The organism is Halarchaeum nitratireducens (assembly GCF_017874695.1).
Classification (GTDB): Archaea; Halobacteriota; Halobacteria; order Halobacteriales; family Halobacteriaceae; genus Halarchaeum; species Halarchaeum nitratireducens.
Window position 1 is genome coordinate 101,445 of sequence record NZ_JAGIKY010000001.1, and the last position, 18,798, is coordinate 120,242.

Below are 18,798 nucleotides of genomic sequence, written 5' to 3' on the forward strand. Positions count from 1 at the left end.
GTGTCTACCGGTCGTATCCCCACTCTCGAAGGACGTCCGCGGCTTCGTCGAGATGGCGCATCCCCGCGAGGTAGATCGCCTCGCGCGCGTCGAGTCGATAGACGTCCTCGCCGAGGAGTTTCTCGAGGTCGCGCTCCGCGTCGCGCGCCAACGTGTCCGTCTCGTCGCGGACGAACAGCTGATGGACGTCCGGTCGCTCGTCTTTCACCTTGTCCCGACGGTAGATGTACGGGAACTCGGACGTGTCGGTCCCCTCGTTCCCGCTCCCGGTCGACGCGTCGTTCCCGTCGGCGTCCGCCGAGCCGCTCGTCGCCGCCTCCGCGTTCGTCGGGGCGTCGACGGTCTCGCTCTCGGCCGTCTCCTGTTCGGCCGCTTCCGCCTCCGCGGCGGACTCGGCCTCCTCGTCGTCGGCGAACGGATCGCTGGCGCCGGGTTTCATACTCGCTCCTCCGTCGGGACGTCGTCCGCGTCGATCTCCACGCCGAACTGCTCGGAGACGTACCGCGCGAGCGCGTCGAACTGTTCGAGCGTTTCGAGCTCTCGGTCGCGGACCCGGTCGCGTCCCGTGGCGAACGCGTACGGGGTCACCTGCTCGTCCCACGCGCCCTCCAGCATCGCGCGGCGCTCGCGGATCTCCACTGGCGCGACCGGGAACTCCTGCGCTTCGAGGTCGGCTTCGTACTCCGCCTGCTTCTTCGTGTTCGAGACGCGGTTCGGGACGACGGCGAGGACGCCGATCTCCACGTCGTTGAGCTCCGACTCGATCCCCTCGACGGTGTCGCGCATCCCCTCCACCGACTCGCGGCCCTTCGCCGAGAGCTCCAGCGGAATCAGGAGATTCGACGCCGCGTACACCGCGTTGTAGACGTGCTGGCCGCCCGTCGCCGGCGGGTCGATCAGGATGACGTCGTACTCCGCGGGTACGTCGTTCTCCTCCAGGACGCGCCGGAGCTGACGCTCGGGGACGAATTCTTCGCCCATGTCCTCCTCCATCCGCTGTGCGCGCAGGAGGTTGCGTTCGAGCGACTCCAACATGTTGTGACTCGGCACGAGGTCGATCCCGTCCGCGACCGTCGTCACGAGGTCGTCGAAGTCGCCCTTCGGCCGCTCGATCATGTGTCGGACGAGGTTGTCCGCCTCGGGATTCGCCCGATCCTCGGTCGCGCCGAAGTGGTGGGTCGCCCCGCCGTCCTGCGGGTCGAGATCCACGACGAGCACGCGCTGCCCGTGACGGGCGTGCGCGGCCGCGAGCGTGACGGTGAAGGTGGTCTTCCCCACCCCGCCCGCCTCGCTCCAGATCGTGTATGCGATCGTCGCCATGCTCCTTCACTCACCGCGGCGGGGCAAGTATTTTTCGCCAACCCTGCTGGTAATACTGTCCAGTATTACCAACTACAGTCGATAAACCGTATGAAACGATATCTATGCTCGACTGCAAGCAGGTGCCCCGGATCCATCCGTTCGCATTCGGGGCTAGCAATCCAGTACACACTGCGTGAAGGCGTGACAGATACCTTCTCACGCGAGACTCCGTAATCGACCGAACGATTATACCGTACTAGTCCCGATGGCACCCTAATGAGCCCTCCACTTTCCCGCCGCGAGACGCTCGCTCTCGTTTCTACCACAGGCGTCAGTGTTCTCTCCGGGTGTCAAGGGCTAACCGCACCTCTCAGTCGATACACGGCGGACCCGCAGGAGCAAGAGAGGGATACCGAAACGACCGCACTTGTCTACGCCAAGAGTTCGAATGCGTCTTTTCCACGTGACGATGCGTCGTCTCCTAGCGGGTGGGTTCATATCGTCAGTGACGGAGAGTCAGCAGACCTCACGTTCGACGTCCGCTTGTGTAGTTCATTAGAGGATGTCGAACCAGAAGTGATCGATTCAAGCGGAAACGAGTACGTCCTGCGATTCGAGGTCAGTGCCGACCTCAGCGGGAAATCCGTATCTGATGAGTCGACCGGTGGATCGACGTGCGACTCTGTCACCCGACTTACCGGTGGCACAAACGTACCTAGTGATTGGGAAACGATATCGGTACGCGTGAACAATACAGAAGTTCAGTCGGTTGAAAAATCAGGGACGATGCCGGAACTACGGCGACTCCCCGACCCTATACACTTCGAATGACTAGGTACCGTCTAATTTAGAATCCCTTCGGCCGACGTCACCGTCGGACTCCCCTAATCCTGCGAGCGCGCCGACGCCGACTTCGCGGCGGCCGTCGAGGCGGTGCGGTCTCGCATCGAGTGGGGAGACCGCTCCCTCGAACGTTCGACCGCGATGTCCGCCACACCCGCTCGCCGGCCCGGCCGACATCCACGCGTCCGGATCGGACGACACTCGACGAACTCGTTCGGCATCCGACGTCTCCATCGAGACCCCCGTCCGCCCCGTTTCTTTTGTCGCGCCCGGGCTCCTCGGCGTCGACGCGGCGTCCCTGCGACGCGACGCTCCGACCGTCGCCGGCCGGCGGCTCCGTCACCACAAAGTACATACGACTTCTCGATCCCTGTGTACGTATCTCATGAACGCACAGTCCCCGCCAGCGACGATCACGGACGACGTTGACCGTCGGTCTGCGGTGGCCTAATGACGGGTCGCGCTCCCCGAACCGGCCTCCTCGGCGCGTTCCTGGTCTGTCTCCTCCTCGGGTCGAGTGTCGTCGGAGTCGCACCCGTCGGTGCACAACAGGCGGGGAACTCCGGGCAAGTCATCGGCCAACCCGAACTCGATGTCTTCACGAACACGAAGGAGTTCGAACCCGGCACCGAGGCCGAACTCCGCCTCGGCATCTCGAATCGCGGCGACGTCGACCAGGGCGGTCCCTCCCAGTACGAACAGCGCGTGACGACGGCCCGCGGGCTCACCGTCGACGTCCGGGCCGGGTCGGCGCCCGTCGAGGTGAACACCGGTACCGTCGGCGTCGGGAACGTCCCGACCGGGACGTCGCCCGTCGACCCGATCGGTATCACCGTCTCGGACGACGCCGAACCCGGCACGTATCGCGTCCCGATCACGCTCTCCTACGCGTACACGCGCGGCGTGAGCTACGACACGTACGGCGCCGAGTACCGCGACTTCGAGCGCGAGGAGACCCAGTACGTCACGATCCGGGTCCGCGATCAGGCCCGGTTCGCGGTCGTGAACCGCTCGACGAGCGCGCAGATCGGCTCCACGGGGTCGCTCTCCGTGACGGTCGAGAACGTCGGGAACCGCGCGGCGAGCGAGGCGAGCGCGACGGCGACCTCGCGGAGCGACGAACTGACCTTCGGCTCCGGGTCGGCGAGCTCGACCGCCCAGCTCGGCGCGTGGGAGCCCGGCGAGCGCCGGACGATCGACTACGTGGTCGGGCTCGCGGACGACGCCGCGCTCCGCGAGTACACCGTCGACCTCTCGGTCGATTACACCGACCACAACGGGATCGCGCGCACCTCGGAGACGCTGAACGTCGGCGTCGACCCGCGCGACGAGCAGCGCTTCGCCCTCCGGAACGTCTCGGCGTCGCTGCGCGTCGGCGAAGACGGCACGCTCCGGGGCACCGTGGTCAACACCGGCCCCAACCCCGTCCGCGATCCGGTCGTTCGGTTCGCGTCCGGTAATCCGAACGTTCAGGTCGACTCCCCCGAGTACGCGATCGGTGACCTCGCGCCCGGCGAGCGTGCGCCCGTGGCGTACGCCGTCGCCGTCAGCGACGCCGCCAGCGCGAGCGTCCAGCAGTTCAACCTCACCGTCGAATACCGCACCGAGCGCGGCGACGTGGAGCGGAGCGACGGCCTGACGACGAACGCGGAGATCGGTGCCCAGCGGGACCGCTTCGTCGTCACGGTCGCCAACGACACGGTCCGAGCGGGCGGATCGCGCGCGCTCACCGTCCGCGTGACGAACAACGGCGACGAACCGCTGACGAACGTCGAGGCGAAGGCGTTCGTTCGGGACCCGCTCGGAAGCGACGACGACGAGGGCATCGTCCCGTCGCTCGCGCCCGGTGAGACCGACGAGTTCACCATCGCCCTGAGCGCCGGCGGGAGCGCGCTCGAAAAACGCTATCCCGTCTCGTTCGACTTCCAGTACGAACTGCCGGACGGCGACACCGAGGTCTCGCAGACGTACACGGTCCCCGTCACCGTCGTCCAGTCGTCCAGCGGCGGCCCCCCGATCGCCCCGATCGGCGGCGTCGTGCTCGTCGTGGCCATCGCCGCGTTCGTCCTCTGGCGGCGTCGACGGGAGTGATCGATGGATCTCCAGATCGACGCTCAGCGCTACATCGACGCCGTCGACCACTGGATCGTGGACCGACCGCGGACCGTCATCGTCGTCTTCCTGCTCGTCTCGGGCGTCTTCGCCCTCGGCCTCGGCGGCTCCGACACCTCCTCGGGCACCAGTCAGTTCACCGAGGACGTCCCCGCACAGGAGGCCCTCTCCGACGTCAACGCCAACTTCGAGCGCGTGACGTTCGAGCCGGACACGGGAACGACGCAGCTGATCCAGTCGGAAACGAACGTCCTCTCGAAGCCCTCCCTCCTGCGGATGCTCCGCGCGCAGGAACGCCTCCGGTCGAACCCCGACATGCAGGTCGCCGCCACGACGAGCGCCGCCCGGACGGTCGCTCGGACGCTCGACCCCTCCGCGACGACGCTCGACGAACAGATCGACGCCGTCGAGCGGGCGACGCCGAGCGAGATCGACGCCGCGGTCGCCGCGGCGGCCGCGGCGAGCCCGGGGTTCGCCGCGAGCCTCAGCACGGACTTCAACGCCCGCTCCGCCTCCGCGTCGGCGACCGTCGGGACCGTCACGCACTCCCTCTCCGCCGAGACCGGGGACGGCGCGGGGACGAGCGGCTCCAGCCCTCTCACCGACATCCAACAGCACGCGGTGTTCATCGTCGACTCCGTCGGCGGCGACATCACGGTGTTCGGGAGCGGCATCCTCTCCGAGGAGTTCGCCGCGGTGATCGGGGACTCGCTCGCCCTCGTCGTCCCCGCGGCGGTCGTGCTCATCCTCTTCTTCCTCGTGTTCGCGTACCGCGATCCGATCGACCTCGGGCTCGGTATCGTCTCGCTGGCCATGGCGATCCTCTGGACGTTCGGGTTCATGGGGCACGCCGGGATCGCGTTCTCGCAGATGCTGATCGCCGTCCCGCCGCTCCTCCTCGCCGTCGGCATCGACTTCGGCATCCACGCGATCAACCGCTACCGCGAGGAGCGCGCCCAGGGGTTCGGCGTGCGCGACTCGATGCGGACGGCGACCGATCAGTTGCTCCTCGCGTTCGTCATCGTCACCGGGACGACCGTCATCGGCTTCGCCGCGAACGCGAGCAGCCAACTCGGCCCGATCCGCGACTTCGGGCTCGTCGCCGCCGTCGGGATCGTCTTCACCTTCTGCATCTTCGGGGTCTTCCTCCCGGCCGCGAAGGTGTCCGCCGATGGCCTCCGCGAGCGCGTCGGCGTCCCCCGATTCGGCTCGCGACCGCTCGGTTCCGAGGAGTCGCTCCTCGGCACGCTCCTCCCCGTCGGCGTCCGGATCGCCCGGATCGCCCCGAGGCTCTTCCTCGCCGTCCTGCTCGTCAGCACCGCCTGGCTCGGCGCGTACGGCTCCGGCGTCGACAGCCGCTTCACGCAGGAGTCCTTCCTCCCGCCCGAGGACAACCCCGATTACTTGGAGTACTTCCCCGAAGCCCTCCAGCCCCGCGACTACACGGTGACGGAGACGACGAACTTCCTCGAAGAGCGCTTCCAGACGGGTGAGGAGGACCTCACGACGGTCTACGTCGAGGGATCACTGACGAACGACGGCGCGCTGGAGTCGATGTGGAAGGCCGGCGACGGGCCACCGGACAGCTTCGTCGTCGACGGCGGCCACGCCCGTGAGACGAGCATCATCACCGTCATCCGCGCGTACGCGGAGCGGGACGACTCGTTCGCGCGACTGGTCGCGCGCAACGACCGGAACGCGAACGGGATCCCCGACGACGACCTGAAGACGGTCTACGACGCGCTGCTCGACTCGCCCGCGCGCGAGCGGGCGCTCGACTACATCACCGACGACTACACGGCGGCGCGCGTCGAGTACGCGGTCGAGGCCGACGCCTCACAGGCCGCCGTCACGGACGACACGCAGGCCGTCGCCGACCGCTTCCGCTTCGAGGCAACCGCGACCGGTAACGTCGTCGTGCTGAAGGCCGTCTCGGACGTCATCGCCCAGTCGGCGTTCATCAGTCTGGTGTTCGCCCTGCTCGGGACGGCCGCGTTCCTCGTCCTGATCTACGGCCTCCTTCAAGGGCGTCCGTCGCTCGGGATCGTCAACCTCGTCCCGATCGCCGTGACCGTCGTCGGCATCGCGGCGACGATGCGCTCCCTCGACATCCCGTTCAACGTCCTGACGGGGACGATCCTCTCCATCGGGATCGGCTTGGGTATCGACTACTCCGCCCACCTCGTTCACCGCTTCGCGGAGGAGTACGACGAGTCGGCGGACGTCTTCGACGCGCTCACGCGGACCGTCCGTGGGACCGGCGGCGCGCTGACCGGGAGCATGCTGACGACCGTCACCGGCATCGGCGTTCTCGCCATCGCCATCACGCCCGTGCTCGGCCAGTTCGGCCTCCTCACGGGACTCTCGATCCTCTACTCGTACCTCGCGTCGCTGATCGTGCTCCCGCCGGTCATCGTCGTCTGGGCGCGGTACGTCGACCGCGGCGACGCCCGGATCACGGGGGGCGACGCGTCGGGAGACGCACCGGCGTCGGGGTGACGGCGCGCGACGGACTGGGACCGCCACCGTCGGCGTCCGACCCGCTTCGCCGCTCAGTCCCCCCTCGCGGCTGTGCCCTTCTCGTCCTCGACGACGTCCTCGAGGAGCCGATCGCCCAGGAGCCGATCGCCGAACGCGACGACGCAGAGGCCGCCGAGCGCGTCGAAGACGAGGTCGAGGGCGGTGTCGCGCGGTCCGTACGTGACGAGGAGCGGTTCGAGGCCGAACCGGCGGGCGGTCCGGTGGACGGCGTACTCCATCGCCTCCCAGAGCACGCCGAGGCCGAGCGTGGCCGCGAGCACGGTCCGGGTCGTGTCGTGGCCGCGCCGTCGCGCGAACAGGTGCGCGGCCGTGCCGACAAGCGAGGCGGAGCAGAGGTGCGTGAGGTGATCCCACCACCACGTCTCGTCGTAGGGACCGAGCATCCCGATCGCGTGGAGGAGGGAGGCCGCGGAGACCCAGACGCGGTGTCGCGGGCGGACGCTGAGCACCGTCCGCCGCTCGAGCACGTCGGGGAGGAACGTCGCCGCGAACCCGACGAGCGCGTTGACGAACGCGCCCGGGTCGCGCCGCCGGAGCCCGGCGACGGCGACCGCGAGGAGGCCGAGGCGGAGCGCACGGTCGGTCGCGCGCCCGGCGCGCGTCGACGGATCCACAGTCATCACCGATCGCCTCGCGCGCTACGGTATTAACTCCGCGGGTCGACGCCCGTCGGACCGATTGAGTGGTATTACTGACCAAATATACTGCCTACACATACTACCTGGACGCACTGTAAACCGCCCCCCCTCGTCGCCCGCGCCGCCCGAGCGTCCCCCGGCCCGTCGTTCGCCTCAGAAGTCGTCGAGGCGGCGCTGCGAGTCGGAGAGCGAGTCGTCGTCGGCGTCGATCGGGTCGACGCCGAGGAGCCGCGGGAGGGCGGTGTCGGCGAACGTCAGCCCGACGACGAGCAGGATCGGTGCGAGGAAGAGCCCGTAGAACCCGAGGACGACCGGTCCGAGGGTGTACGCGAGCATCAAGAGCCCGACGTGCGTGTTCTCGCCGCTGAGGATCGGGCGGAGCACGATGTCGGGGATCGTGTCCACGACGACGACGGCGACGACGAGGAAGCCGACGACGTAGACGAGCAGGTCGGTCCGGCCCGTGAGCGCGACCGGGATCGCGGTGATCGCCGCGAGCGGGAGGTAGACGAGCTTCATCCCCACGACGGGAACGAGGCTCGCCAGGCCGGTGAGCGCGCCGGCGAGCGCCGGATACGGCACCTCGACGGCCTCGGGCGCGACGAAGTTGTAGAGGGTGAACGACGCGATGGCGATGAGCGCCACCGCGATGACGTTCAGGAGGTTCCCGAAGAGGACGGCTTCGAGTTCGACGTCCGTCGCCTCCAGGTAGTCCCGGACGATGGCGTCGTCGTCGAAGCGCAACAGCCACTCGCGGAGGCGTCCGCCGTCGATGAGCAGGTAGTAGGTGACGATGATGATGACGAACAGATCGAGGAACAACTCCGAGAGGAGTCCCGTGAGGAAGGCCGCGTGGTCGGTCGCGAAGGTGATGAACGGGCTGAGCTGGCCGGACTGGTAGGCGGTGTAGAGGCCGTCGATGGTGAGCGGCGGGAGGGTGCCGATCCCCTCGAACCACGGGAGGCGCGCCGCGGCGACGTCGAGGAGGGCGTACTCCATGATGAACGAGCGGGCGTCGACGACGAGGAGGACGACCGCGTAGCCGATCAGCAGGACGAGCGGGACGGCCAGCGACGCGAGGACGATCGCCGCGCGCGCCCGAGAGGGGAGGTGGAGGCGTTTGAGCGATTTGTGGTAGCGCCGCGTCGAGTAGTAGAGGAAGACCGAAACGGTCAGCGGCGCGATGAACCGGTACGCGAGGAAGGCCAGGGCGGCGGCGACGAGGACGCCGAAACAGGCGACCACGAGTCGCTTCTCGTTCATGCACGCCCGTCTCGTGCGCGCGTAGTAAAGCGTGGGGCCTAGCGTGCCCGTCGGCCGCCGCGACGGCGTCTCACCGGACTCGAAGGCGCGCCCGTTGGCGCGACCGAGACCCGCGTCGCCGCCGGTCGCCCCGCCGCCCTCCCGCGAACCTCGCATAGTAGGTTCCGCGCGCGGGGTGGGTAAGTGAATAGACGACGGTCTTTCTCGCCGGTGGGTACTCTCTTCGTTCGTCATGCGACTCAAACTCGCCGCCATCGCACTCGGAATCGTCGTCGTCGCCTCCGCCTTCGGGGCGAGCGCGTTCACCACCGCGACCGTGGACCGTGACGCCAGCCTCAACGTCGCCACGGACAGCGGCGGTCTCGTCGGCCTGCAGGCCGGGGACTCCAGCCTCGTCACGACGAGCAGCGACCAGCTCGCCATCGACGTCACGACCGGTACCGCCACGGGCATCAACCCGGACTCGACGCTGACCATCGGGAACGCGACCTCGCCGGCGTTCACCATCACGAACAACTTCGGGAACGCCCACACGTTCAACGTCACGTACGACATGAACTCCGACCCGGACACGAACACGGACAACGTGCAGTTCGAGCTCATCAACAACTCTGGGGGCACCGTCGCCACCGTGAGCGAGGACACTAGCTACGAGGGCGAACTCGCCGCGGAAGAGACGCTCGACGTCGTCGTCACCGTCGACTCGACCGGCCAGACGAGCAACGATTCCCTCACCGGGACGCTGAACGTCACGGCCTAAACGCCCTCACCCGTTTTCGTGCTCCGCACCGTCTCCCTCGCCGCGTTCCTCGTCGTCGCCGCGCTCGTCGCCGCGCCGGCCGGATCGCCGGTGCAGGTGTCCTACGTCTACTCGGACAGCATGAGTCCGACGCTCGGCATCGGCGACGGTTACGTGCTCGTGCCCGCCGGCGACGTCGACTCCGGCGACGTCGTGACGTTCTGGAGCGAGACGCGCGGAGCCTACACGACCCACCGCGTCGTCGCCGAAACCGCCGACGGCTTCCGAACGAAGGGCGACAACAACCCCGTCGCCGATCAGGCCGCCGGCTATCCGCCGGTCCCGCGCGACGCCGTCATCGGCCGCGTGCTGACGTGGAACGATGCGCCCGTCGTCATTCCGCACCTCGGGCGCGCCGTCCGCTTCGTCCACGAGCACGTCGCGCTCCTCGCCGGCCTCGTCGGCCTCGCCGCGCTCCTCGGCCGCGGCCGCGCGACAGGTCGCCCGTCACGACCCGCGAGTGCCCGCTCGGTCCTCGTCCCGCTCCTCTTCGCCGCGGTAGTCGGGACGGCCGGAGTCGTCGCGCTCGGCGGCGTGACGCACGCGGAGACGGTCCTCGCCGTCGAGAACCCGACCGGCACCGGGTCGATCCCGACCGTCGCCACCGGATCGTCGCACGCGCTGAACTACACCGTCGCCGTCCCGTCGCGGCCGTGGACCGACCGCGTCGTCCACACCGCGGGCCTGCGCGACGTCGCCGTCTCCCGGAACGCCACCGCACTGACGGTCTCCGGGCGGATCCGCGCCCCGACCGATCCCGGCGCGGTGCCCGTCGAGGTCGCGGTCCGGCGCTACCCTGCCGTGCTCCCGCACTCGCTCCTCGCCCGCCTCGACGCCATCGAACCGCTGCTCGCCGCCGCCCTCTCCGCGGCCCTCGCCTTCTCGCCCGCCATCGCGCTCGCGGCGTTGATCGACGGCCGCGAACGCCTCCGCGGGTCGCGATCGCGCTGGTGGCGCCTCCTCACGGAGGGGTTCGAGTGAGCCGGCACCGAACCCGCTCGCGCGGCCCCGCCGGTCGCGCCCTCACCGCCGCGCTCGCCATCGCCGTGGTCGTCGCCATCGCTCTCGGCGGCGCGGGGACCGGCGCGTTCGCCACCTCCGCCGTCGACCGCGACTCCGCGCTCCCCGTCGCCGCCGACGAGAGCGGCGTCGTCGGCCTCGACGTGAGTGCGTCCGTGGCGGCGAACGACACGACCCGCCTCGTCACCGTCACGAACTCCCTCGACGCGCCCGCGAGCGCGACCGTCTCGCTCCACGAGAGCGCGCGCGACGACGCCGACCTCGTCGTCGACGGCTCCATCGTCGGCGACTCGGCGACGGTCTCCCTCTCGTCCGGCGCGAGCGAGACCGTGGACGTCCGCGTCGCCTCGAACACGACGCTCGACGCGCTCGCCTTCGACGTCAGCGCGACCGGCGAGCGCGGCGTCACCGTCTCGGCACCCGACCGCTCCGCGACGATTACCACCTGACACACCGTGCTCCCACCCCGACTCAGATACGTGCTCGCCAAGCGCGGCCCGGCCGTCGCGCTCGCCCTCGCCATGCTCGCGCTCGCGGCGTTCGGCGCGGCCGCGTGGACGACCGCCCATCCCCCGACGACCACCGTCACCGATCGCGCGAACGTCCAGCACGTCGCACTCGACACGTCCGGGCGCGCGACCGTGACCGGCGACGGCGCGCTCCACGACCCGGGGACGGTCCTCGAAAACCCCGTCGTCTACCCGCGCGCCGCGCCCGATCTCGTCTTCACGGCGCGGACAGGGAGCGCGAACGCGTCGTTCGCGCGCGTCACGCAGAACGTCACGCTCGTCTACACGGCGACGCGGGACGACGAGACGTTCTGGACGCGCACCGTGCCGCTCGGGTCGAACGCGACGACGGACGCCGCGAACGTCACCACGACCGCGCGGATCGACACCGAGCGCGTCCGCGGACGCCTCGCCGCCTACCGGGCGGCCGCGGGCGACGCCGGGAGCGTCGACATCGCCGTCAGGACCACGGCTACCTACCGCGTCGCGGGCTACGCGGACTCGCTCTCGGCGAGCGCGCCACTCGCGTTCGGCGACGCGTGGTACGACGTCGAGACCGCCACGGACACCCGACGCCACGATCGGTCGGTCGAGCGAACCGTCGCGGTGCCCGGGAGCTCCCCCGTGCCGCCGTGGGCGCTCGCCGGCGTCGGCGGACTCCTCGCGCTCGCGGCCCTCCTCGTCGCCGCGTGGTATCGCGCGTGGCGGCCCGCGCTCCCGCGTCTCGCCGAGGCCGTCCACCGACACCGCCACGACGAGTGGATCTCGACCGGCCGCGTCCCCGACCCCGGCGACGCGCTCGTCGTCGAGACGGCGACGCTCGAAGACCTCGTCGACGTCGGGATCGACGCGGGCGCGCGCGTCATCCACGACCCCGAGCGCGGTCGGTACGTGGTCGTCACGCCCGCCGCGCACTACCGGTACGACGCGCGCGTCGACGACGACGCGTGACTCACCGCTCGAAGCGGGACCGACCGATAGAAGGCCGCGGCCCGAACAGTACGGTCTGGATGACGGACGTGTCCCCGACCCGCCTGATAGTGGTCGACGACGACGAGGCCTACCTCGACCTCCTCGAAACGGCGCTCGAACGGACCGACACGCCGCTCGACGTCACGGCGACGACCGACCCGGCGCGCGTGCTCGACGCCGTCGAGGCCGGAACGGTCGACTGCGTCGTGAGCGACTACGAGATGCCGGCGTCGAGCGGCCTCGAACTCCTCGACGCCGTCCGCGAATGCGACGAACGCCTCCCCTTCGTCCTCCTCACGGGCGTCGGGAGCGAGCGCGTCGCGAGCGAGGCCATCGACGCCGACGTCACCAGCTACCTCTCGAAGCACGCCGAGGAGTCCATCGCGGCGCTCGCCGAGCGCGTCGCCGAGACCGCGACCGACGCCGTCCGCGCGTACTACCGGCGGCGCGCCCTCGACGACCACCTCGCGTTCGTCGAATCCGTCCTCGGCGCGCTCGACGACGTCGTCTACGTCGTCGACACGTCGGGGACGCCGCTCTACTGGAGCGACGCGCTCCGCGACGTCACCGGCTACGCTGACGACGACCTCTCGCACCTCACGGTGTACAACATCGTTCCCGAGGGAGAACACGAGACGCTGACGGCCGCCCTCGACACGGTCCGGGGCGGCGCGTCCGTCACCGTCCGCCTCCCGCTCGCCCCGCGCGACGGCGACCCCGTGCCCTTCGAGCTCAGCGCCGCCCCCCTCTACGGCGACGACGGGGACGTCGTCGGGATCGCCGGGATCGGCCGCGACCTCACGGAGCGCGAGCGCTACGAGCGCGGCCTCGAAGGCCTCCAGCGGACGACGAGTCGCCTCCTCGACGCGGACGACCCGGACGCCGTCGCCGCCGCCGTGACCGAGGCCGCCGAGTACGTCGCTCCGGACGCTTACGGCGTCGTCTACCGATACGATCCCGCGAACGCGACGCTCGTGCCGGCGGCCGCCACCCACGGCGTCGAGGACGAGGACTTCACCTACGACGTCGCGGAAGACGCTCCGGTGCCGCGCGCGTACCGCTCGGGCGACCCGGAACGCGTTCCGACCGCGAGCATCGACGACGACCGGGATCGGGGGCCCGTCGACAGCGTCGCGGCTTTCCCGATCGGTGACCACGGCGTCCTCGTCTTCGGCTTCGACGAGACCGACGACGACGACGCGGCGCGCGCGTGGACGCTCGCCGGCATCCTCGCCGCGAACGCGACCGCCGCCCTCGACCGCCTCGATCGGACCGCGGCCCTCCGCGACCGCGAACACGTGCTCGCCACGCTCCACGCCCGCTCGGCCGAGCTGGCGCGCGCGACAGATCCCGACGCCGTCGCGGAGACCATCGTCGACGCCGCCGGGGGCGCCGTCAACGCCCCCGGGTTCGCGGTCTACCGCTGGGAGGACGCGGCGGGTCGACTCGTCCCCTCGGCCGTCACGGGCGACGTCGACCCCCGCGTCGTGGACGCGACCGCGGACGGCTGGCTCGTCTGGGAGGCGTTCGTCGAGGGTGAGACGACGGTCGCCGCCGACCTCGCGGACGACCCCTCGCGGGCACCGTGGCCGGGCGCGCGGAGTGCCGTCGCGGCCCCGCTCGGCGAGCACGGCGTCTTCGTCGCCGCCTCGCCGACCCCGGACGCCTTCGACGACCGCGACGTCGAGTTCGTCGACCTCATCGTGACGTACGCGACGAGCTCGCTCGAACGCGCCGCCCGCGAGGCCCGCCTCCGGGAGACCGAAGACGAACTCCGCGAGCGCAACGCCGAACTCCAGCGCCTCAACCGTCTCAACCGGGTGATACGCGATATCACGGGCGCGCTCGTCGACGCCGAGTCGCGCGGCGGCGTCACGCACGCCGTCTGCGAGAACCTCGCCGCCGACGACCGCTACGCGCTCGCGTGGATCGGCCGCCGCGAGGGCGGCGAGACCCACGTCGAGGCGTGGGCGGGCGCCGGCGAGTCGTTCCTCGACCACGTCGTCGAACTCGGCACCGAACATCCGCTCGCGGCGACGCGCGCGCGAGACGACACGGAGGCGAGAGCGAGCGCCGGTGTCGAGGGACGGGGGAGTGCAGCGGGCACGGAGTCGGGATCGGTGGGTGGAACGGGATCGCAGCGCGGCGACCGCGTAACCGTCGTCGACGACGTGCTGCGCGATCCCGCGTTCGCGGGTCTGCGCGACGAGGCGATGCGCCGCGGCTTCCGGAGCGCGATCCGCCTCCCGCTTCGCCACCGCGATCGGTGCCACGGCTTCCTCGAACTCTACGCGCGCGTCCCCGGTGCGTTCGGGAGCGAGGAGCGCGACGTCCTCGCCGAACTCGCCGCGCACATCGCGGACGCGCTCGGCGCCGTCGAGCGCACCGAGACCCTCCTCTCCGGGCGATCGCTCGAACTTCGCTTCTCGCTGGCCGCGACCGACGACCCGCTCTTCGCGCTCGCGGAGCGGGCGGGGCGCGCGATCGACGTGACGTCCATCGCCCCGCACGACGGCGGGTGGCTCCTCCACGCGGCGGTCGCGGGCGAACCGACGCAGCTCGTCGAGGCCGCGTCGGGACGCGTCGCCGTCACCGACGCCGAGGTCGTTCGCGCGGACGAGGACGGGTCGATGCTCGCCGTCGTCGTCTCCGACTCACCGGTCCTCAGCGCCTTCGCGGACCGCGACGCGACGATCCGTCACCTCCGCGCGACGCCCACCGGGGGGACGATCACGGTCGCGGTCAGCCCCGCGACGGACGTCCGGGCGTTCGCGGACGCGATCCGCGAGCGCCTCCCGAGCGCGGACCTCAGCCGCCGCGCGCCCGCGGGTGACACCGCGGCGAACGCCCTCCGCCACGACCTCTCGGAGATCCTGACCGACAAGCAGTTCCAAGCGCTCCGGACGGCGTACGCCCGCGGCTACTTCGAGTGGCCGCGCGAGACGACGGGCGAGGTCGTCGCGGATGACCTCGGCGTCGCCGGGCCGACTTTCCACCAGCACCTGCGCAAGGCGCTCGGGCGTCTCCTCGACGACGCCCTCGGAACGCCACCGCGCTGAGGCGCGCGTCGCGCGCGTCCCGATCGCGGGGCCTTTCACGGCCCGGCGTCTTCCCGGTGTATGAACCCCGAGGACCCCGAGACCCCCGAGGACCCGGCGGACGTCCGCGCGGACTGGGCGGAGCGCGAGGGCGAGTTCTCGCCGACCTACTACGCGCATCTCGGGCCGAACGAGGTGAGCGAGACGATCCGCGACGCCCTCGATCACTACGTCTCGACGGACGCGGCGATCCTCGAAGTCGGCTGTAGCTCCGGTCGCCACCTCGAACACCTCCGCCGCGGCGGCTACGAGAACCTCACCGGCATCGACCTCAACGACGAGGCCTTCGACGTGATGGCCGAGGAGTTCCCCGCCCTCGCCGAGACCGGATCGTTCCGCACCGGCGCCATCGAGGACGTCGTTCCCGAGTTCGACGACGACGCCTTCGACGTCGTCTACTCCGTCGAGACGCTCCAACACGTCCACCCGGACGACGCGTGGGTCTTCGAGGACCTCGCTCGCGTCACGTCCGATCTGCTCGTCACCGCCGAGAACGAGGGCAACGGCCCCCAGCGGGGCCGCGACGGCCGCGAGGTGAGTTACGTCAACGACGACTTCCCGCTCTACCACCGGGATTGGAAGGCGATCTTCGGCGATCTCGGACTCGCACAACTGCTGTGCGAACCAACGAAGCGCGACACGATCCGCGTCTTCCGCGCGCCCTGACGGATCGGCGGCGATCGAGGCGGGCGTGCGTTTTTTCGCCGCGCGCGCCGACGGGTCGGTATGGCCGGCGAATCCACGCGCGTGCTCGAACGCGGCGACGACGCCCCGGCGTTCTCCCTCCCGGGCGTCGACGGCGAGACGTACGACCTCGACGACTTCGCGGACGCCGAGGCGCTCCTCGTCGTCTTCACCTGCAACCACTGCCCGTACGCGCGGGCGAAACACCCCGCGCTGAACGCCATCGCGGCCGACTACGACGACGTCGCGGTCGTCGGGATCAACCCGAACGACGCCGACGCCTACCCCGCCGACTCCGTCGACGGCATGCGCGAGGAGGTCGAGTCGGGCCGGATCGCCTACGACGCCTACCTCCGCGACGAGTCGCAGGACGTCGCGGCGGCCTACGGCGCGGTCTGCACGCCGGACCCCTTCCTCTTCGCGCGCCGCGGCGACGCCTTCGAACTCGTCTACCACGGTCGGCTCGACGACGCGCTCACCCCCGACGCGGACCCGTCCGGCGAACCCGGCTTCGAGATGCGACAGATCATCGACGACGTCCTCGCTGGCGAGGCCGTCGACGCCGACTTCCGGCCGTCGCGCGGTTGCACGATCAAGTGGCGCGAGGGGAACGAACCCGACTACTGGGAGGCGCTCTGAGCGACGCCCCGACCCCGGACCTGTCGACACCGACTATTGACGAGAAGGTGATGATTGGGGTGGAGAAATCGACCTCGAAGCGCGCGTCCGTCGTATCGGCTATCACCTCTGGCGTACCGGAACCTCGACGGCGGTGGCCGGCACTACGATTTCCCCCTCGATACGACGTCGACGCCGCGGCCGTCGATATTTGTCGAGCATCTATCTGCCTTCTCGTTCAGTCGGGCGGCCGACATCGATCGGCGGCGCCAGCGACGTGCGGCGCCCGGCCGCGGGTGTGGGCGCCGGCGACGCGAGCCGACCTGCTCTGGTCTCGGCACGCCGTACTTAATTACGCTCGGTACGAAACGAATCGAAGCTTTATCGGGCTCGTGACGTCACCGTCCGGACGGGACATGTCGTCTGAGACATCGCACATCACGCGGCGAACCATCCTCCAAGCGACCGGCGCCGCGCTCGCCGGGCTCTCGGCGGCGGGTGCCGCGAGCGCCCGCGACACGCCGTGGACCGTGGCGGAGACGCCGACCGATCGAACGCTCTACGACGTCGCGTACACCGACGCCGGGGCTCACGCCGTCGGCGGCGCCGGGACCCTCCTGTCGCGGACGGCGACGGGGTGGCAGCGGGTCCTCGACGGGGGACCGACTGGCAACGGGAACGCGCTCTACGGTGCCGACGTGACCGACGACGGGAAGCGACTCTGGTTCGTCGGCGCGTCCGGCGCGATCGGGGAGTACGACGTCACGACGGGTTCCCTCCGTGACCATTCGGCCCCGATGGACGTGACGAACAACTTCAACGACGTCGCCGTCACCGGCGACGCCGGCGCCGCGAACGTCTACGTGGCCGGCGACTCGGGGAAGCTCTACTACAGCTTCGAGAACGGCGAATCCGAGACGTGGGAGTACGTCACCCCGGCGAGCGGGTCGAACATCAACGCCGTGGACTTCCACGGCGATCGGCGCGGACACATCGTCGACGGCAACAAGACGGTGCTCCACACCCGCGATGGGGAGACGTGGACGAAGATCGGTCTCGCCGACGCGAACGTCAACTTCTACGGCGTCGACAGCGACGGCCCCGACGACGTCCACGTCTCCGGCGGCGGCGGGATGGTGTTCCACTGGGACGGCGCCGAGTGGACGCCGAGCGACACGGGCGACGCCGACCTGCGCGACGTCGAGGTGAGCGCGGGCGGCGCCGGGCTCACCGTCGGCGGTGGCGGGGCGCTGTACGACCTTACCGACGGGACGTGGCGCCAGCAGTCCACGCCGACGGGCGCGAACCTGAAAGCCGTGACGAGGGGACCGATCGACATCGCCGTCGGCGCCGGGGGTCTCGTCGTCGAGCGCCGGACGTAACGGCACGGAAGGACATATACGTCGACCGGGTGTAGGTGCTCGCGATGACACAGGAGCCGGCGACCGTCACGCGCGTCGAGTTCGACATGGAGTGGCCGCCGGGCCACGTCGCGATGTACGTCCTCGACGGCGCGGAGACGATCCTGTTCGACGGCGGCGTGCCGCCCGAGCGCGTCGACGGGGCGTCGTTCGCGGAGCGCAGCGGCTACGGGCTCGACGAGATCGACCACGTCTTCCTCACGCACCCCCACCCCGATCACATCGGCCACCTGCGTGCGGTCGTGGCGGCCGGCGATCCCGTCGTCCACGCGCCGCTCACCGCGAGCGACCGCCTCAGACGCCCGCCCGAGGTCGTCGCCGAGCGGACGAGTCAGACCATCGCCGCGAGCGGGGCCGACGCGGACACGCAGGCGACGATGCGCGACGAGGAGCGTTCGATCCGCGACCGCATCCGGCGCGATTTCCCCCTCGACGCGGTCGACGACTGGGTCGTGGACGATCAGCGTCTCACCGTCGGCGATCGGGCCGTCGACGCCGTCTGGACGCCGGGCCACCAGGCCGATCACCTCTGCTACGTCACGGACGTGGGCGGCGAACGCGTGGCCTTCTCGGGCGACATCGCCATCGAGCCGTTCCGCCCCGCGCTCCTCAACGACCGTCTCGACCTCGAACGCCATCGCGCGGTCGCGGACTACCGCCGCTCGCTCGACCGACTCGACGGCCTGACGATCGATCGCGTTTATCCCGGTCACGGTCCGATCCACGAGGCGTTCGAGGCGACCCTCGAACGCGACCGTGGAAGCCTCGAACGCCGTCTCGCGGGCGTTCGAGACGTCCTCGCCGACGGTCCGGCGACCGCCGTCGACGTCGCGGACGCCGTCGTCGGCGACCACGACCTCGTCTATCTCTTCCCCGAGGTCCTCGCCGCGCTCTGCGATCTCGTCAACCGCGGGGTCGCCGTCCGCGAGGACGGACCGAACGGGGAGCGCTACCGCCTCGTCTGACGCCCGTCCGGTC

Annotated in this window: 15 protein-coding genes; 11 read left to right on the plus strand and 4 right to left on the minus strand. The window is 70.3% G+C overall.

The annotated features are described in order from the left end of the window. Positions 1-4 precede the first annotated feature (4 nt). Both J2754_RS00495 and J2754_RS00500 read right to left on the minus strand, forming a co-directional pair. Positions 5-439 carry a DUF7970 domain-containing protein gene (locus J2754_RS00495; protein ID WP_211086382.1) on the minus strand — a complete coding sequence of 145 codons (435 nt, stop codon included), beginning with the start codon at positions 437-439 and terminating at the stop codon, positions 5-7. Further along, entirely contained in the window at positions 436-1,320 is an 885-nt protein-coding gene (locus tag J2754_RS00500; protein WP_188877236.1) for a ParA family protein, read from the minus strand. The genes J2754_RS00495 and J2754_RS00500 overlap by 4 nt, the downstream gene beginning before the upstream one ends. Before the next feature lie 1,275 nt (positions 1,321-2,595). On the opposite strand from J2754_RS00500, the gene J2754_RS15995 reads away from it, so the two are divergent. Continuing rightward, the gene (locus J2754_RS15995) at positions 2,596-4,236 is read left to right on the plus strand and encodes a COG1361 S-layer family protein (RefSeq protein ID WP_245332826.1); all 1,641 of its coding nucleotides are present in this window, start codon (positions 2,596-2,598) and stop codon (positions 4,234-4,236) included. Positions 4,237-4,239: 3 nt separating this feature from the next. Then, positions 4,240-6,756, plus strand: coding sequence for an efflux RND transporter permease subunit (locus J2754_RS00510; RefSeq protein ID WP_211086383.1), 2,517 nt, complete (start codon positions 4,240-4,242; stop codon positions 6,754-6,756). A gap of 53 nt (positions 6,757-6,809) precedes the next feature. Here the strand turns inward: J2754_RS00510 and J2754_RS00515 are convergent, their stop codons facing one another. Then, on the minus strand, positions 6,810-7,418 hold the full coding sequence (locus J2754_RS00515; protein WP_211086384.1) for a DUF2238 domain-containing protein: 609 nt from the start codon (positions 7,416-7,418) through the stop codon (positions 6,810-6,812). Between the two features lie 171 nt (positions 7,419-7,589). After that, complete coding sequence (locus tag J2754_RS00520; RefSeq protein WP_188877233.1) at positions 7,590-8,699, minus strand: AI-2E family transporter; 1,110 nt, start codon at positions 8,697-8,699, stop codon at positions 7,590-7,592. Positions 8,700-8,931: 232 nt separating this feature from the next. Here J2754_RS00520 and J2754_RS00525 point away from each other — a divergent pair, with 232 nt between their 5' ends. The 9 genes from J2754_RS00525 to J2754_RS00565 all read left to right on the plus strand — a co-directional run bounded on the left by J2754_RS00525 (position 8,932) and on the right by J2754_RS00565 (position 18,785). Then, the gene (locus tag J2754_RS00525) at positions 8,932-9,459 is read left to right on the plus strand and encodes a hypothetical protein (RefSeq protein ID WP_188877231.1); all 528 of its coding nucleotides are present in this window, start codon (positions 8,932-8,934) and stop codon (positions 9,457-9,459) included. A gap of 18 nt (positions 9,460-9,477) precedes the next feature. After that, on the plus strand, positions 9,478-10,479 hold the full coding sequence (locus J2754_RS00530; RefSeq protein ID WP_188877229.1) for a signal peptidase I: 1,002 nt from the start codon (positions 9,478-9,480) through the stop codon (positions 10,477-10,479). Beyond that, positions 10,476-10,967 carry a hypothetical protein gene (locus tag J2754_RS00535; protein WP_211086385.1) on the plus strand — a complete coding sequence of 164 codons (492 nt, stop codon included), beginning with the start codon at positions 10,476-10,478 and terminating at the stop codon, positions 10,965-10,967. The genes J2754_RS00530 and J2754_RS00535 overlap by 4 nt, the downstream gene beginning before the upstream one ends. Positions 10,968-10,997: 30 nt before the next feature. Beyond that, on the plus strand, positions 10,998-11,978 hold the full coding sequence (locus tag J2754_RS00540) for a DUF5305 family protein (RefSeq protein ID WP_211086386.1): 981 nt from the start codon (positions 10,998-11,000) through the stop codon (positions 11,976-11,978). A 59-nt stretch (positions 11,979-12,037) separates the two neighbouring features. Continuing rightward, positions 12,038-15,058, plus strand: a complete 3,021-nt coding sequence (locus J2754_RS00545) for a GAF domain-containing protein (protein WP_211086387.1) — start codon at positions 12,038-12,040, stop codon at positions 15,056-15,058. Between the two features lie 60 nt (positions 15,059-15,118). After that, the gene (locus J2754_RS00550) at positions 15,119-15,763 is read left to right on the plus strand and encodes a class I SAM-dependent methyltransferase (RefSeq protein ID WP_188877223.1); all 645 of its coding nucleotides are present in this window, start codon (positions 15,119-15,121) and stop codon (positions 15,761-15,763) included. Positions 15,764-15,823: 60 nt separating this feature from the next. Next, complete coding sequence (locus J2754_RS00555; RefSeq protein WP_211086388.1) at positions 15,824-16,420, plus strand: thioredoxin family protein; 597 nt, start codon at positions 15,824-15,826, stop codon at positions 16,418-16,420. Between the two features lie 395 nt (positions 16,421-16,815). Continuing rightward, on the plus strand, positions 16,816-17,781 hold the full coding sequence (locus J2754_RS00560) for a WD40/YVTN/BNR-like repeat-containing protein (protein WP_211086389.1): 966 nt from the start codon (positions 16,816-16,818) through the stop codon (positions 17,779-17,781). A gap of 44 nt (positions 17,782-17,825) precedes the next feature. Then, entirely contained in the window at positions 17,826-18,785 is a 960-nt protein-coding gene (locus tag J2754_RS00565) for an MBL fold metallo-hydrolase (RefSeq protein ID WP_188877219.1), read from the plus strand. Positions 18,786-18,798 lie beyond the last annotated feature (13 nt).

Bases quoted from the DNA above. Each gene is read 5' to 3' on its own strand.
- J2754_RS00550 (WP_188877223.1), top strand. From the start codon at position 15,119: ATGAACCCCGAGGACCCCGAGACCCCCGAGGACCCGGCGGACGTCCGC.
- J2754_RS00560 (WP_211086389.1), top strand. From the start codon at position 16,816: ATGTCGTCTGAGACATCGCACATCACGCGGCGAACCATCCTCCAAGCG.
- J2754_RS00520 (WP_188877233.1), bottom strand. From the start codon at position 8,699: ATGAACGAGAAGCGACTCGTGGTCGCCTGTTTCGGCGTCCTCGTCGCC.
- J2754_RS00495 (WP_211086382.1), bottom strand. From the start codon at position 439: ATGAAACCCGGCGCCAGCGATCCGTTCGCCGACGACGAGGAGGCCGAG.
- J2754_RS00515 (WP_211086384.1), bottom strand. From the start codon at position 7,418: ATGACTGTGGATCCGTCGACGCGCGCCGGGCGCGCGACCGACCGTGCG.
- J2754_RS00545 (WP_211086387.1), top strand. From the start codon at position 12,038: ATGACGGACGTGTCCCCGACCCGCCTGATAGTGGTCGACGACGACGAG.
- J2754_RS00565 (WP_188877219.1), top strand. From the start codon at position 17,826: ATGACACAGGAGCCGGCGACCGTCACGCGCGTCGAGTTCGACATGGAG.
- J2754_RS00525 (WP_188877231.1), top strand. From the start codon at position 8,932: ATGCGACTCAAACTCGCCGCCATCGCACTCGGAATCGTCGTCGTCGCC.
- J2754_RS00500 (WP_188877236.1), bottom strand. From the start codon at position 1,320: ATGGCGACGATCGCATACACGATCTGGAGCGAGGCGGGCGGGGTGGGG.
- J2754_RS00510 (WP_211086383.1), top strand. From the start codon at position 4,240: ATGGATCTCCAGATCGACGCTCAGCGCTACATCGACGCCGTCGACCAC.
- J2754_RS15995 (WP_245332826.1), top strand. From the start codon at position 2,596: ATGACGGGTCGCGCTCCCCGAACCGGCCTCCTCGGCGCGTTCCTGGTC.
- J2754_RS00555 (WP_211086388.1), top strand. From the start codon at position 15,824: ATGGCCGGCGAATCCACGCGCGTGCTCGAACGCGGCGACGACGCCCCG.